Below are 14,993 nucleotides of genomic sequence, written 5' to 3' on the forward strand. Positions count from 1 at the left end.
CGAACTCGACGCACATCCGCCAACGGCCGCCAGTCCCGCCATGAATGCGGCGGCGAGAGCGCAACGTGCGACAGCAGGCAGGCTGGATTTGTGTCGGATTGTCATGTTCTTTCCGCCAAGGCTCCTTTAGAGCGATATCCGTCGGTATTGGACCCTTTCGAACGTGTCATGCTAAGATGTCAACAAAAAGCCTTGGGAGGATCGCGAAGAGCATGACGAAAGCTTCCGATTCGGACAAGACGAACCCCGATCCGTCCGCGGTCGAGCAGTACATCGTCAAGGATCCCGAGCGCTTCGCCCTCAACATGGCGCGCATGGTCGAGCAGGCCGGCAAGGCGGCCTCCGCCTGGGCCGAGCCGCGCGAGAAGGGCGAGGTGCGCGACAGCGTCGCCGAACCCGTCGTCGACATGGTGAAGACCTTTTCGAAATTGACCGAATACTGGCTTTCCGACCCGCAGCGGGCGCTGGAGGCGCAGACAAGGCTGTTCTCGGGCTACATGACCGTCTGGGCGAACGCCGTGCAGCGGGCCGGTGGCGAAAATCCCGAAACCACAGTGGCCCCGGAAAAAGGCGACAAGCGTTTCCAGGATCCCGAATGGGGCCGCAACGCCTTCTTCGACTTTTTGAAGCAGGCCTATCTGGTGACCTCGCGCTGGGCGGGCGACCTTGTCGAGCATGCCGACGGCCTCGACGACCACACGCGCCACAAGGCGTCGTTCTACGTCAAGCAGATCTCGCATGCGATCTCGCCCTCCAACTTCATCCTGACCAATCCGGAACTGTTCCGCGAGACGGTCGCCAGCAACGGCGAGAATCTGGTGCGCGGCATGAAGATGCTGGCGGAGGACATCGCCGCCGGGCGCGGCGACCTCAAGCTCAGGCAAGCCGACTACACGCCATTCGAGATCGGCAGGAACATCGCCGTCACGCCAGGCAAGGTGATCGGGCGCAGCGACGTCGCGGAGATCCTGCAATATGAGCCGACGACCGACAAGGTGCTGAAGCGGCCGCTGCTGATCTGCCCGCCCTGGATCAACAAGTTCTACATCCTCGACCTGAACCCGCAGAAAAGCTTCATCCGCTGGGCGATCGAGCAAGGGCACACCGTCTTCGTCATCTCCTGGATCAACCCGGACGAACGCCACGGCATGAAGGGCTGGGAAGCCTATATCCGTGAAGGATTGCAATATGCGCTCGACACGATCGAATCCACCACCGGCGAGCGCGAGGTCAACGCCATCGGCTATTGTGTCGGCGGCACGCTGCTGGCCGCCGCTCTCGCCCTCCTGGCGCAGGAAGGCGATGACCGCATTGCCTCGGTGACCTTCTTCACCACCCAGGTCGACTTCACCTATGCCGGCGACCTGAAAGTGTTCGTCGACGAGGATCAGGTCTCGGCGGTCGAGCGCGCCATGGGCGAGAAGGGCTATCTGGAAGGCACCAAGATGGCGACCGCCTTCAACATGCTGCGTTCCGGCGACCTGATCTGGCCCTACGTCATCAACAATTACATGCGCGGCAAGGACCCCCTGCCCTTCGACCTGCTCTACTGGAACGCCGATTCGACACGCATGGCGGCGGCCAACCATTCCTTCTACCTGCGCAACTGCTATCTTGAGAACAACCTTACCAAGGGCAAGATGGAGATCGCCGGGCGCAGCCTGTCGCTGTCGGACATAACCATTCCCGTCTACAATCTGTCGGCGAAGGAGGACCATATCGCGCCGGCGCGCTCGGTGTTCCTAGGCTGCCGCTTCTTCGGCGGGCCGGTAGAGTTCGTCATGGCCGGTTCCGGCCACATTGCCGGTGTCGTCAATCCGCCGGCGCAGATGAAATACCAGCACTGGACGGGCGGCAAGCCGGTCGGCGCGTTCGAGGACTGGATCGCCCATGCGACCGAAAATCCGGGCTCGTGGTGGCCGCACTGGCAGAAATGGATCGAGGACAAGGACGCAAGACGCGTCGCGGCCCGCAAGCCCGGCGACAAGGGAAAAATCCTCGGCGAAGCGCCCGGAACCTATGTGAAAGTACGAGTCTGACGGAGGCTCCAACCGGAGTCTGCCGGTAAGAAAGCAGGCAAAATCATGGCGATCGACCTTGATGTTGCCTTATTTTCTCCCTAGCCCGACACTGGGCATGGGATTAAGATTCGCCCGTTCGTCTCTCGCGTGTCAGGGGGCGTGGCTTCTGGGCCTAGACTGATATTGTAACTGCAGTTCACGCTGCCGGAATGCGAGGGAAGGAAGCGGTTTGCGAGTTAGGGGAACGCGTAGCGCATCAAGTGTCGGTATTGGCGTTGTCGGAGCGCTTTTCTCCGTATTGCTTGCATCCTGCACGTCGTCCGGTACGCCGGATTTCGAAGCCGGAATGCAAGGCTACAACGCCCCGACGATGGCGGCTTCCTCTCCTGCCCAGACCGGCGCAGGCTTCGCGCAGACCGACGAACAAACTTCCTCCGCGACCGTGACGGCCTCCGCAGCGCAACCGGATGGCGATGGGAAGCTTCCCGACCAGGTTGCCTATCTGCCCACTGCAAATCCGGCCGTCGTTTTCCCGACCACGCCGCAGGCGCCTTCCGCGCAGGCCGCCGAAGCCGCACAGGCCCAGGCCGCGAAACCAGACGAGGCGGCGAAACCCGCGGTAGCGGCGGATGCCGAAAACGCCGCAAAAGCCGGCGCAGCCGAGACAGCAGCGGCGCTGGCCGAAACCAAGCCGGGCTCTTCGAAGGACGAAGAGCCCGCCAAGAGCGCCGCCGCAACTCCCGCCGCTGCGGGCGAAGTCGTCGCTACCGCCGCCGAGTTTCCGCAGGCGCAGCCGGCCAAGAAAAAGTCGCTCTTCGGTTCGCTGTTCGGCGCCAGCTCGGCGTCGGCCGCGCCATCGCCGATGATCCGGCAGGACCGCAGCACCGCGGCCGCGTCGCAACGGCAGCAGCCGGCCAAGGCGGTAATCGAAAACACCACGCCCACGGCTTTCATCGAGAACCGCCCCGCCAAGCGCGTGATCGAGGAAGCGGCTGACGCCAAGCCCGTCCTCAACCTCGACGAAGCCCCAACGCGCAAGCCCGTGATATTGGCCTCCTACGGCGGCGACGACAACGGCCTGCCTGGGGTGCGGAGAACGACCGCGCTTTTCGAGATCAAGCGCAAGTCCGGCATCGATGACGACAGCGACGTCGACCTGCACGAGGAAGACGAGGAAAGCCCGGTTCGGCTCGCCTCCGCCGCCGGAATGGCGCGGCTGGCGCCCAACGGCCTGCTCAAGCAGACCGAGAGCGTCGACGTCGCCTGCCTGAAGCCGTCGCTTGTGCGCGTCCTGAAGACGATCGAGCAGCGCTACGGCAAGAAGCTGATCGTCACTTCCGGCTACCGCAGCCGGCTGCGCAACATCCGCGCCCGCGGCGCCAAGAACTCGCTCCACATGTATTGCGCGGCCGCCGACATCCAGGTGCCGGGCGTCGGCAAATGGGAACTGGCGAATTTCGCGCGCGCCATGCCCGGACGCGGTGGCGTCGGCACCTATTGCCACACCAATTCGGTGCATGTCGACGTCGGACCGGAGCGCGACTGGAACTGGCGTTGCAGCCGCCGCAAGTAGCTGAAAAAAGCGTGATTTCGTGTGCGCAGCCGGGTTGCCCACGCGCTTCAAACTGACTATAAGCCCTCGCGTCGGCTGCGCCCATCGTCTAGCGGTTAGGACACCGCCCTTTCACGGCGGTAACAGGGGTTCGATTCCCCTTGGGCGTACCAACAAAATCAAGCACTTAGCTGGTTTTTCGGACTACCTGTCCACTATTTGTCCACTATGCACGGGCGAACAACGGCGGACTCTGGCGCGAATCCCCTGCCCTCGCGCCTGCCGGACGGCGCCCGGCTGACATGCCCATGGCGTCGATCTGGGGCACGCTGGCGCGCCTTGGCCGGCCGCGGGTGCAGAGCAGCAGGCGAAGGCTGGGCGTGCTGGGCGAGGCTGGGATCGGCGCCCTGAGCGACGTGATGATCTTGCCGAGATCGGGGTGACAGTGGCATGGTCCGCCACGGGGGTCGCGATGAGCCTTGTGTATAAAATCACATACCCAAACGGGAAGATTTATGTCGGGCAGGATGTCACCGACAGCATCGGTTATTTCGGAAGCCCGCGAAGCCAATACATCGCCATGGACTTCACCCCGGAAGAGCGGCGGAGCTTCACGATAACCCGCGACATCCTGTGGGAGTCGGCGACTGCGACACGGCAGGAAGTGAACGCGATGGAGAAGCACTACATCGTCACGCTTCGCGCCAACGATCCATCAATCGGCTACAACCGTTGGCCAAAGTTCAAGAACCACAATTCACTTTGATGCCGGCCGGCTGGGACTGATGTGCGAAAGAAACTACGTTTCCTGAAGTTGGCGACGGATACGGCGACTTGGGATCGCCTCCGACCATTTGGCCGCTCGTCGCCGCTCAGGCTTCTCGCCTATTTGCCCGTGCTAGCGATTGTGCTGCGGACTTTGCTAGGGCCAGCGATTCCTTGGTTGCAGATCGATCTGACTGAAATCACAAGCCGTTTGGCATTCCTGTTTTTTGGGACGCTGCTGCTAGCTGGAGCGTCTATCACGTATCGTATGAGCGTACCCCAAATTGTGGATCGCTATGCAACTCCGTTCGATTACGACATGGAGCAGCGCGATTACTGGATGATGTGGGGCAGAAAGCAACGAGCGATCAGAGAAGCAACGTCGCTTTGGGTAGCCGCTGCATGGATTTCAGAAGCAAAAAACGATCGCGAAATAATGCAAAATCTAAACTCAACGTCCGAAAGAGACACACACGACGGAACCGCCTTCATATCGCATTATCTGAATGTGCAATGGCATCTAGCCAATCACGCCAGAGCGGGCGCCCGAATTGCCTGCGCCATAATGATTTTGGTCGGCGGCGCATTCACTTTTATTCCGATCGCGGGGACAGTCTGGGAAATCATCACCCTTCTCATAAAACGGGCGGTATGATGCTGCTCAGATTTTATTCCGCCGCCACCAGCATGGTGGCATCCTCGCACCGGAAGGACGATGCCGGCGCCTGAAGGAATTGCGGGCTGCGCTCCGGCCCGTGGCTGCGAAGCTTGGCGCCGCAAGATTGGCTGCATGCTTTCTGGGATTCTTTTAGCGGGTGAAACCGCACCCCGCACGATTGGCAATTCTTGTCGTCCAGAAGCCGCCGCCCCTGCATCTTGATCACATGGCGCCGGGCGCAAGCATTGCCGCAAAAGCGTCCCTTCGGCCGGGGCGGGATAAACCATGTGCCACATTCTTCGCACGGCCGCTCGCGGCGCATTTTCTTGGCCAGACCGGCGCAACGGGCAGCTTCGTGGAATTCTTCGCGGTTGCGGCATTCGCCGGCCTTGCGGGCGGCATCGGCGCAAAGGGTCGAACAGAATTCCTTTGCCCATCCCCAGTGCGATTCCGGCCCGCTGAGCTGCTTCGCGCACCGGCGGCAGCGTGTCCGCTCGACTGGCGCAAAGGCATCCTGCGTCCATGCGGGCTGGCCTTCCGCCCATGATGGCCGCTTCGCGCCGATCGCCCTGAGCGCGACGGCCACGATATCGGCGGCGAGATCATCGGCCTCCGACCATGTCCAGCTTTCGCCAATGAACCGGACACGCAGCCCGTAACGGCAAGCGGCCTCATTCCGAAAATATGTCGGCTGGCCTTCGGCGAGGATCACCGCCGTTGCGCTTACGAAATGGGCGCGACGGTCACGATTCATTCGCTGCGGGGTATCGGCGCGCTTCGTCATGGCGGGAATCTAGCCCGTTGATTCCGTGTCGTGAATCCCCCTCCGGGCGCGATGCACAAGGCTCAGCGATAGCGGACCGCGAAGCTCTCGACGCGGCGATGTACCCTGTCACTGGGCATGAAATCGAAGCTGCCGCCGCCGTCGCGCGTCACGGTGGCCTGTTTGCCGCGAAACTCGCCGGCCGCATCCTGTAGGGCGCTGATCACGGCATCGCCCAAGCTCTCGACTGCCGGGAAGTCGGCGGCATAGCAGGCGACAGAGACCAGCCCTTCCGGAAACTGTGCCTGTCCCTGAAGCAAGGTCTCATCGGCCTCGCTTGTGCCGATCATCACGAGATAGGGCAGCGCGGCGCCCTGCGGTGCGACCGAATAGAAAATCCGATCGAACACGATCGCGGTGACGGCCGGGGTCGCGCTCAAGATGGCTTCGATGATCGGTAGCGCGGACATCGGCTATTTTCTCCGCTGATATTCGGTGACGGATCGAACCGCGATTTGCGGCACGGCCTTCTGATTATTTTCCCGGATCGCGGCGCCGACTCCCTCCCTCACCATGTCGGTGATTTCCTTGTTGCCCCTCGCGCCGCTCACGTTGATGTCGATCGCCTGCCGTGGCCGATCGCGGGCGACGCTTCCGACCAAGCCGGAGCGGGCGGACGCGCTATGCCGTTCCGCCTGCCGGCTGGCGTAGCGCTCGCCGGCTGACATCATCGTGCCGACGTCGCCGCCAGCGGCGAGGTGCGGAAGCCTATCGGCGTTGATGGCGGCGAGCAGCGGCCCGTATTTCTTCGCCGATCGGGCGTTGGTGACATGCTCGCCATCGCTGAGCATCGCCGGAATTTTGTCGCCGGTCGGCCCGCCGGGACCGGATACGCGGCCGCCTTCGGCCAACCGCAGCCCTTGCCATGGATCAGCCGTGCCGCCGAAGCCGCCGAAGATCGCCGAAAAGATATTGCCGATTATGCTACCGCCGCCGCCGCCCGACGTCGCACCGCCGAACAACGCGCCGATGTTTTTCATCGAAAGCAATTGCTGGGCAATGCTGATCAGGATTTGCACAAGCTCCCGGCCCTCAAGCTTGCCGTCCGCCAGCGCTGTTGCGAGGTTGCCCAGCGCATTGACGCCTATCCCGGCGAGTTCATCATAGGCGGCCTTCTGTGCCTCAAGGGCGGCCGTCTGAGCCTCGGTTGCGGCCTTGGCTTCGGCGGACTGTGTCGTCAGGTTTTGCAGCGCAGCGGCCGGAACTTGGAAGGCATCCGTCGCGCGGCGCGCTACGATCTCGCTGGCATTTACCCAGTCCGCTGAAACCTTGTCCGAAGCATTGCCGCTCAGCATCTCGACTTGCTGGATTCCTTCGGCGGTAATTCGAAGCTGCCCGGTGGCAAAACCGACATGGCCGCCCGTCTGCCCGGCGCGGCGCCCGTTCGGATCAACCAACACGTCGCCGCGCTGGATATTGGCCAAATCGACGGCCTGTCCCCAGTTCAGGAAGTCGGTTGCGACATCACTGCCGGTGCCCTTCACCCCGACTTGCGCCAGTGCCGAATTGACGAAGGCTGCGCACCATGCCGTGGTCGCGGCATTGAGATCGACACCGCCGCGCTTCAGGAAGGCGTTGATCGTGCTGGCGTTGGCGTTTTCCGACTGGCCAATAAGCGTTGTGGCTGCGTCGACCGCAACACCGGTTTGCCGGGCGATGGCATCATTCAGCTTGTCGGCGGCCTTCTGCGCTTCCTGCTTCAGTTTGTCGGCGCCACGGCCGCCGGCATCGCCGAGGAAAGGATCGACACGGCGTTCCGGGGTGACGTCGACTTGATCCGGCAGCGGGATTTTCGACGGATCATTGTCCGGGGTGGCGGTGCCATCATCGAAATTCAGGAAGCCGCCTGCCGGGCCGGTGTTCAAGGCGCCGGGCTGGAATCCCGGCGATGCCTCAAGCTGAGCGACCACGGCGGCGCTGCTGGCGTCCATCTTGCCCAGCAAGTCCAACGCCTGCCGTAGAGCCGTGCTGAAGCGGCCAACGGCTGCCGGCAGGGTGTCGCCCAGCCGGCCGGCGAGCGCGTCCACTACGGCCAAGGCGTTCTCGCCCAAGGCGGTGGCCAATGCCTTGCCGGCATCATCGAATGCCTTTTTCGCGGCCTCGCCGGCATTGGCGAATTTCCCGGAAATGATTTCCAGTTTGCCGGCGACCTGATCGGCCATGGTGTTGCCGGTGTTCACCAAGCCGGCAATGACGGAATCGAAGTCGCGAGCTTCCGCCGTGCCGGCTCCGATTTTGGCCTGTAGATCGACGAAGGCGACGGCAAGCCCGGATGCAACATCATCCTGTCCGGCCGCTTTCAGTTCGGCCATGGCGGCGCTGAAATCGTCGGCGACGCCTTCGAAGTCCTGCTTCAGGGCGCCCCTTGCGGCGCGCACCTTGGCCTGAGCGGCTTCGAATGCCACCAACAAAGGATCGGTGACGTTGCCCAAGTCCTTGAACGCCGCAACGGCATCAAGCACCGCCTGCTCAATCCCCCAGCGCTGTGCAAAGTCCTGAAGCTGCCGGCCAAGGGCGGCATGCCGTTCGTTGGTGGTGGCGATCGCTTCGCCGAGAGAGGTGATCGCCGGCACAACGAAAGTATTGACGGCATCGGCGAAGGCTTGGCTCGCGCCCGTCGTTTCGTTGAACTTGCCGGCTGCGATCGTTAGCGCGGTGCCGATATTCTGGAACGCCTGCGAAAATGTCGTGCTGGTTTTTGCCGCCTGAGCATCGAGATCGGCGCTGCCACGCATGAAGGCTTGGAAAACGGTGCGGGCATCAAGCGCACCTTCGGCGGCAAGCTCACGCAAACGGCCAACGGTGACGCCCATGCCCTTGGCGATGGCTTCGGCCACGACGGGCAGGTTTTCGGCCACGCTGTTGAATTCGTCGCCTCGGAGCACCCCGGATGCCAGCGCCTGATTCAATTGCATAATGCCGGCGCTGGCCTGCTGCGCATCGGTGCCGGACGCCTTGAGACCAACGGCGACGCGGCGCGTGAATTCCTCGACGTCGCGGCTCGAAATACCAAGCTCTTTCGATGCCTTCGTCACCTTGCCATAAAGCCCGGCGACTGCTTCGAAGCTGGCGCCATTGTCCAGCGCGATCTTGCCCAGCCGCTGATAGGTATCGGCGAGCGCCTTGCCCTCGACGCCTGCGACTTTGAGCCCGTTGGTGATGCGGGTGCTGGCATCGGCAAACTTGGTGAATTGCTGGATACCAAGGCCAGCACCCAGCCCGGCGCCAACGGCCTTGAAGCTTGCTGAGATCGCCGCGGCGCTGGTCGCGGACTGCCGTTCGATCTTGGCCAAGCTCCGGGCGGCGACGTCCGCCGTCTTCTGAAATTCGGCTTGCGGCCGCTTCAAGGCATTTTCGATGCCCTTCATGCGCTGGTCGGTCTGCCGCTGCGCACGGGCAAGCGAATTCTCATAGGATTTTATTCTCGCCTCAAGCGAAACGACCAATTTGTGATTATCGATTTCGGCCATGCGTCACACAAACAAAAGTCCACCGGCGCGCTCATCGGTGGCATAGATGCTCAGGACGGTCTCGCCGCGGCTGGCTCGGTGCAGCGCCATGGTGGCGGCCACGGCGGCGTCAATGCGGCCGCGCGACTTGCCCTTGTGGAAGCTCTGATTCCCAGCCGGATCGGTGCGGGTCACCACGTTATTGAAGCACCAGCGCAAAACCGGATTGCCGCCATGCCGGAATTTGCCGGCGAGGATCGATGCCTGGACGGATTCGACGGCCGGCGACATGGAAATCCAGCCCTGCCGGAATTCGGCCATCGGCAAGCCTTCGTCGCTCAGTTCGGCGGCGACGTCCTGCATCCGGTAAGGGTCATAGGAAATTTCCTGCACGCTGAAGGTCTCGCAAAGCTCCCGGAGCTTGTCGGCGAGCACGCGGCGGTCGACCACGTTGCCCTCAGTGGCGATAACGTGGCCTTCCTCGATCCAGAGGGGATATGGGGCGCCGTCCTGTTCGCTCTTCCGGAGCAACCCGTCTTCCGGCAGCATGCACCATGCCGCGACATAGAATTCATCATCACGCGGGAACACCGCCACGACGGCCGTGAGATCGTGCACGGCGCCGTAGTCGACGCCAACCCAGCACTGTTCCCCTTCCAAATCATCGATATCGAACGGCTCGCCGGACTCATCATAGACGGCCATATCCAGCCACGGGCTGAGCGCGGCCGATTGCCATTGATTTAGATGAAATTGCTGGAATTCGGCTTTCGCGGCCGGGACGTGCCGGGCCTGCCGGGCAAGAGACCGCAAACCAACAATATCCGGATAATGCGGCAAGCCCGGATTAGCCCATGCCCAGCCCTTTTCGTCCTGCCAATCGAATTCATCCGGCGTTTCCAGAATGACCGGCAAATAGGACGGATCATCGATCGCGCCCGACGCGACGGAGCGGGCGTATTTCTCGATTTGGAAGGCGAGCGATTCCGTGCCAGCACCGGCAGTAGTGGTGACCAGCAAAAGCGTGCCGGGCACCTTCACCAAGCCGGTGGTGAGCGCTGCCCACAGCCGGCGCCCCTGCCATGCATGCACTTCGTCGCAGACGACAAACGACGGCGTTTTGCCGTGCTTGCTGTCACCATCCGAAGAGATCGCGACGAATTCAGAACCGGACTTCGGGTGATTCAACCGATAGGACGGTGCTTCCCATTTATTCGTCGCCTTGCTGAGCGTCGGCGACATGGAAATCAGGCCAACGGCTTCCTGCCATGTCAGCCTTGCCTGTTCACGATCGGAAGCAGCGACGATGCCCAGTCCACCGGGCGTCCTTTCCGGGCCAAGCATATGCAGAAGGCTCAGCGCGGCGACCAAACTGGTTTTCCGGTTGCCGCGGCCAACTCTGAGATAGACGGTTCGGATTTTGCGCCGGCCGTTTTCGTCGGTGTCGCCATAGACGCGCCGCACGATACGTTCCTGCCACCGATCTAGCGAAAAGTTCTTTCGGGATTTCGGGTGCTTCAGCTTGCGGATGAACGCGACGGCACGCTCGCCGAACCCATGCGGATCGGGCAACGGGGAATCGTCGAAAATCCAAGCCGGGCGGACGTCAGACATCGCCGAAGTCCTCGTCATCATCGGCGGCGACGAAATCACCGGATGCCGCCCGGCTGGCGTCGCGGGTTTCCGGTATCAGCCCGAGCCTAGATGCCAGCATGCGGCATTGCCGGCGGGATTCCTGAGCGATTTGGATTCCGGGATGGCTTTGCGGTCTTTGACCTTTCTTCAGGAAAAATGAGCCCTGCCGCTGCACCGCCCGTTCGGCACGGCGAGCGGTGGCCATTTCCGCACAATAGTTTTCCAGCAAAATGGTGTTGCCGGCGTCGAGACGGCCCTGATCGGCGAGCACCTTTGCAGCGGCGACATAGACGTCGCGGACGATAACCGGGACGTGCCGCGGCACCGTGACGGGCTCAGGCGCGGCAACAACCTTCAACCGGGAAACGGGACCACGTGTCACTGGATAGCCTCGCACTGGAGTTCGGAGAATCTGTTCCGGAACAGCGGGCGGACGTCGGAAATATTGAACGTCTGGCCTTCGAAGATGACACGATCAAGCACCGTGGCCGGGACACCGCGCACCGTGAAGACGGCGCGACGTTCGGACGTGACCTTGTCGCTATCCAAGAATTCACGGCCTGCCGACTGGGTCACCTTGGCCGGGACGTCGACCAGATGATCGGCCCAGCTTTCCAGCACGGCATTCGTGCCCGGATCGCGGCTTTCTGTGGCGCGCTGCACCGTGATCCGTCTATCGAACTGCCCGGCGGCAATCATTGTACGATTCCCGATTCAGGCCGGCTGGCGGCGAGCGCATAGTCTTCCCGGAAAAGCTTGATCAACGGCCCTTTCCGTTCGACCATGATCAGCGCCAGCGCCAGCACGGCCTGCGTTTCCAAATTCGTCTTCAGCCCGTGCTGCCGGGCATAGACTTCCGCGATTTCCGGCTCGACCAGCGCGCAAGGATCGGGCGCGGTGCAAATCGCAAGCGCAAGATCGCAAGCGGCATCAAGCAGTTGCGCGGTTTCGCTATCACGAAGCATTTCCGCCTCCTTTCGCGGCCTTGCGGGCGGCACGGCTCATCCGGGCGGTGATCGACTTTTTCAGCGCGCGGAATGCCGGATAAAGGCTCGGATTCGGGCTCATTTCATCGGTGCCCCACTCCTGCCCCTTGGCGTAATCGTAGGAACCATGGCCAGCGCGGGCGGTTACGGTGGTTGCCTCGCCGCCGCTGACTATGCGCCGGGCAAGCTCGTGCCGGCCGGGCTCGACATGGATGCTATCCCGCAACGCGCCGCTTTCGACCGGCGCCAAGCCCTTCGCCAGCACGGCGACGCGCTGGGCGCCTTCGGCAACGGCCTTTTCAAGCTCCGCCTTGGCGGCGATCGGCATCCGCCGCAGCTTGGCATTGAGGCGATCGAGTCCGGTGACGGTCATCCGAAGCCCCTCACGCGCCAGCGGTCGACCGCGTCGGCGACTTCTGGATTTTCGGAAAGCGAGCCTTGGGCGAGAATGCTGGCCTCACGCCATGCGAAACGGCTGCCCACCGTCGCAATCAGCGCGTCGCGGACATCCTGCGGCACGTCCTCCGGATCGTCGCCGAAACCAGCCGTGAATTCGATCGCCACCGCCGTCCCGGTAGGCCACCGGCTCACCGGCGAGATAATTGCATGATCCGTCGAGCCCAGCCCGGAGACGGAATATTCGGACGGATCGATTTCCTGATCCTCGCTGGATGTGTCGACATAGCTGATCGTCTCGACCGAGATCACAGGCGGCAGCGGCAGCCGGATCACGCCAACCGGAAAGCGGTCCATAGACAGGCGCCAGCGCTGTTCGATGAGCGGCCGGGCCAGCTTGCCATCCGCACCGTCAAAGCTCGCCACGGCGGCGGTTATGAGCCGCTGAAGCAAGTCGTCATCGGCGCTGCCGATCACGGCGAGCGCGGCCTTCACTTCGGCCAAGGTTATCGGCTCAACCAGCGGCGCGGAAATTCGGGTTAGCATTTAATCAACCCCCACAGCGAAAAAACCGAACCCACTGAAATCCCCGCTGTTTTGCGGAGAGTGGGGGGCGCGGTTAGGGGCCGATCGGCTCAAACCTCGACCTACCCCCGCCTTGTCGCGTGCCGCATCCTTGGCGTTGCAGGACCGACAGCCGGGCGCCCAGTTCGAAGGATCAAGCCTCAGTTCAGGCCGGAGCCGGATGCTGATCTTGTGGCGCACCAGCGTTGCCGGTCGACCGCATGAGCATGTCGGATGCTGGGCGAGGAAGCCGCGCGTTGCAGCCTGATAGGCATGATCATAGCCGCGACGGTCCGCACCGGGACGATGATCGACGCGGGCAGGCTGGCACTGGCAACGGGTGCCGCTTGCCTTCAGGCGGTTGCAGTGCGGGCAGATCGATGGCGCGGCGCGTGGCACGGCTGCCTCCTACGTTGTGACTGGCGGGCGGCGCCAGTGCAACACCGCCCACCTGCAAGCGGCGACGGTCTCGCAAGTCGCCGCCTGCGGAGCGCGGGGCAAGGAAAGGGAACCCGCGCGACTACTCGTGTCAGACTGGCGCGCTCGCCGGCCGGCCAAGGATGGCGGTGACGCCAAATGCCACCGACGTGCCGCTGTTCTTCGTCAGATTGAGCCGGACGTAACGCTTGAAGCCGGCATAGCCGATTTTGAAGATGCCATCGGCAGTCAACGGATTGGCGATGCTGCCCAGCGTGACGCCAGCGGCAGCGGCGCTGAAGTCGCCATCAACTGTGGTATCGCTCTCTTCCAGCACGGCCGTGAAGTTGCCGCTGGAAGCGATGGCGCCGCTGTTGATGACCAGCATCACGCTTCCATAGCCCTTCGTATCGACGGCGCTGGTTTTGACGGATGCGGACTGGACAGCGGCGGAAAGGGCGTTCACCACGCCAAGATTGTGTACGATATCGCGCATGTTCGAATTCCTTTTCAGGTGCGCGTTGCGTTTCGGGGCGGAGCGGCGCGGCCTTAGCTGGTCGCGCAGCGAATCTTTCTCAGTGCCTCAGCGAGCACCAAGCCGGCGCCGACGCGGCGGCGAGCGTGGAACCTGACCAAGCCGCTGGTCGCCACGCTGTAAGGATCACGCAAGATCGAAAGCCCGACGCGATCATAGATGCGGTAAGCGCTGCTGATATCGCCGAAGATGATCGGTTCGGCCGCGGCGCCGATGTCGTCCATCGTCGGGTCTTCGATCACCGGCCGGCCCAAGACCGTATCCGGCGTGTCCAGCGTCAGGCCGGGCTGCCACAAATAGGCGCCCGTGCTGCCGTCCTTCAATTTTCTGATCGCGGCCAACGTCTTGCCGTTCATCAGCCATGTGGCGCGGCCACGATAGAAGGCCGGCAGTGCATAGAAGGCGTCGATGAGAAGATCAGCGGGCGCGGAGCCCAAGGTGCTGCCGTTGCCGCTGAAGGTGTAGGGCACGCCAGCGGCTTCCATGATGCCGATCGGCTTTTTGACGCCATCGCCCTGCGAAAACGCCAGCGCTTCCAGCCGGGCGAATTCCTCGCTGAGATCGGACGAAACCTCGCCCTCGACATTGACGGCGGCATCTTCCAGCAAGCGCTGGCTGACATCGACGTAGCAGGCCATTTCGAACACCTCGATATCGACTTGGCCATAGGTCGATTCGGTCCCGGTGCGGGTTTCGGTCTCGCCGACCCAGCGCGCCGTAGGACGGCCGGTGCGCTTCGGCAAAATGACATTGCCGGCGCTGGTGGAACCGACGCGGGCGGCCTGCCGGATCGGCGAGCGCTCAACGATGCCACGGATCACTTCCGCGATGAACTGATCAGGCGCGAGGTAACCGCCTGCGGTGTCATCGGCGACGCGCAGCGCCTTCACCTCATCGGATGACAGGGACTCACGGCCGGACTTCAGATAGCCGGTGAACGCCTTCTGCTCCGGTGTTGCGGCCCTGTCCTCGCCGGCCACGGCCGGGCGCTGCATCCGGGTTTCCAAATCGTCGGCGCGATCGGTTGCCGCCTTCAGTTCGGTGCGAAGCTCGCCGATCTTGGTTTCCATCGTGCCGGTCAAGGCGGCGATGGCCTGTTCGACGGCGGTGTTGCCGCCTTCGTCCTTGGTTTCAAGGCGAAGCGAGGTGCTCGCCTTCAGTTCTGCTTTCGAGAAATGGCGCATCTTCGATC

At 62.8% G+C, this 14,993-nt stretch carries 15 protein-coding genes and 1 tRNA gene; 5 read left to right on the forward strand and 11 right to left on the reverse strand.

Annotation, left to right across the window (positions count from 1 at the left end):
* Nucleotides 1–212: 212 nt before the first annotated feature.
* The 5 genes from phaC to ACH196_RS28135 all read left to right on the forward strand — a co-directional run bounded on the left by phaC (nt 213) and on the right by ACH196_RS28135 (nt 4,993).
* Nucleotides 213–2,039 (forward strand): class I poly(R)-hydroxyalkanoic acid synthase, encoded by a 1,827-nt coding sequence (phaC, locus tag ACH196_RS28115; RefSeq protein ID WP_396650153.1) that lies wholly within the window; start codon nt 213–215, stop codon nt 2,037–2,039.
* A gap of 328 nt (nt 2,040–2,367) precedes the next feature.
* Nucleotides 2,368–3,594: a YcbK family protein gene (locus ACH196_RS28120; protein ID WP_396650154.1), complete on the forward strand. Its 1,227-nt coding sequence runs from the start codon at nt 2,368–2,370 to the stop codon at nt 3,592–3,594.
* 77 nt (nt 3,595–3,671) lie between these two features.
* Nucleotides 3,672–3,746: transfer RNA gene (locus ACH196_RS28125), tRNA-Glu, on the forward strand.
* 299 nt (nt 3,747–4,045) lie between these two features.
* Nucleotides 4,046–4,339 (forward strand): GIY-YIG nuclease family protein, encoded by a 294-nt coding sequence (locus tag ACH196_RS28130; protein WP_396650155.1) that lies wholly within the window; start codon nt 4,046–4,048, stop codon nt 4,337–4,339.
* A 177-nt stretch (nt 4,340–4,516) separates the two neighbouring features.
* Entirely contained in the window at nt 4,517–4,993 is a 477-nt protein-coding gene (locus tag ACH196_RS28135; protein WP_396650156.1) for a hypothetical protein, read from the forward strand.
* Between the two features lie 13 nt (nt 4,994–5,006).
* Here ACH196_RS28135 and ACH196_RS28140 read toward each other — a convergent pair whose 3' ends face one another.
* From ACH196_RS28140 to ACH196_RS28190, 11 genes are all read right to left on the reverse strand, one after another.
* Nucleotides 5,007–5,780: a hypothetical protein gene (locus ACH196_RS28140; protein ID WP_396650157.1), complete on the reverse strand. Its 774-nt coding sequence runs from the start codon at nt 5,778–5,780 to the stop codon at nt 5,007–5,009.
* Nucleotides 5,781–5,842: 62 nt separating this feature from the next.
* Nucleotides 5,843–6,229 (reverse strand): DUF3168 domain-containing protein, encoded by a 387-nt coding sequence (locus ACH196_RS28145; RefSeq protein WP_396650158.1) that lies wholly within the window; start codon nt 6,227–6,229, stop codon nt 5,843–5,845.
* 3 nt (nt 6,230–6,232) lie between these two features.
* Nucleotides 6,233–9,265 carry a tape measure protein gene (locus tag ACH196_RS28150; RefSeq protein WP_396650159.1) on the reverse strand — a complete coding sequence of 1,011 codons (3,033 nt, stop codon included), beginning with the start codon at nt 9,263–9,265 and terminating at the stop codon, nt 6,233–6,235.
* A 27-nt stretch (nt 9,266–9,292) separates the two neighbouring features.
* On the reverse strand, nt 9,293–10,882 hold the full coding sequence (locus tag ACH196_RS28155) for a terminase large subunit (RefSeq protein ID WP_396650160.1): 1,590 nt from the start codon (nt 10,880–10,882) through the stop codon (nt 9,293–9,295).
* Nucleotides 10,875–11,300: a P27 family phage terminase small subunit gene (locus ACH196_RS28160; protein WP_396650161.1), complete on the reverse strand. Its 426-nt coding sequence runs from the start codon at nt 11,298–11,300 to the stop codon at nt 10,875–10,877. Before ACH196_RS28160 ends, ACH196_RS28155 begins: the two co-directional genes overlap by 8 nt.
* The gene (locus tag ACH196_RS28165; protein ID WP_396650162.1) at nt 11,282–11,602 is read right to left on the reverse strand and encodes a head-tail adaptor protein; all 321 of its coding nucleotides are present in this window, start codon (nt 11,600–11,602) and stop codon (nt 11,282–11,284) included. Before ACH196_RS28165 ends, ACH196_RS28160 begins: the two co-directional genes overlap by 19 nt.
* Nucleotides 11,599–11,868 carry a hypothetical protein gene (locus ACH196_RS28170; RefSeq protein ID WP_396650163.1) on the reverse strand — a complete coding sequence of 90 codons (270 nt, stop codon included), beginning with the start codon at nt 11,866–11,868 and terminating at the stop codon, nt 11,599–11,601. The genes ACH196_RS28165 and ACH196_RS28170 overlap by 4 nt, the downstream gene beginning before the upstream one ends.
* Nucleotides 11,858–12,262 (reverse strand): HK97-gp10 family putative phage morphogenesis protein, encoded by a 405-nt coding sequence (locus ACH196_RS28175; RefSeq protein WP_396650164.1) that lies wholly within the window; start codon nt 12,260–12,262, stop codon nt 11,858–11,860. Before ACH196_RS28175 ends, ACH196_RS28170 begins: the two co-directional genes overlap by 11 nt.
* Nucleotides 12,259–12,831 carry a hypothetical protein gene (locus tag ACH196_RS28180; RefSeq protein WP_396650165.1) on the reverse strand — a complete coding sequence of 191 codons (573 nt, stop codon included), beginning with the start codon at nt 12,829–12,831 and terminating at the stop codon, nt 12,259–12,261. The genes ACH196_RS28175 and ACH196_RS28180 overlap by 4 nt, the downstream gene beginning before the upstream one ends.
* Nucleotides 12,832–13,378: 547 nt before the next feature.
* Nucleotides 13,379–13,762 carry a hypothetical protein gene (locus ACH196_RS28185; protein ID WP_396650166.1) on the reverse strand — a complete coding sequence of 128 codons (384 nt, stop codon included), beginning with the start codon at nt 13,760–13,762 and terminating at the stop codon, nt 13,379–13,381.
* Between the two features lie 53 nt (nt 13,763–13,815).
* A complete protein-coding gene (locus tag ACH196_RS28190; RefSeq protein ID WP_396650167.1) occupies nt 13,816–14,985 on the reverse strand; it encodes a phage major capsid protein in 1,170 nt (389 codons plus the stop codon).
* Between the last annotated feature and the right edge of the window lie 8 nt (nt 14,986–14,993).

Source organism: Mesorhizobium sp. IMUNJ 23232 (assembly GCF_044326205.1).
Classification (GTDB): Bacteria; Pseudomonadota; Alphaproteobacteria; order Rhizobiales; family Rhizobiaceae; genus Kumtagia.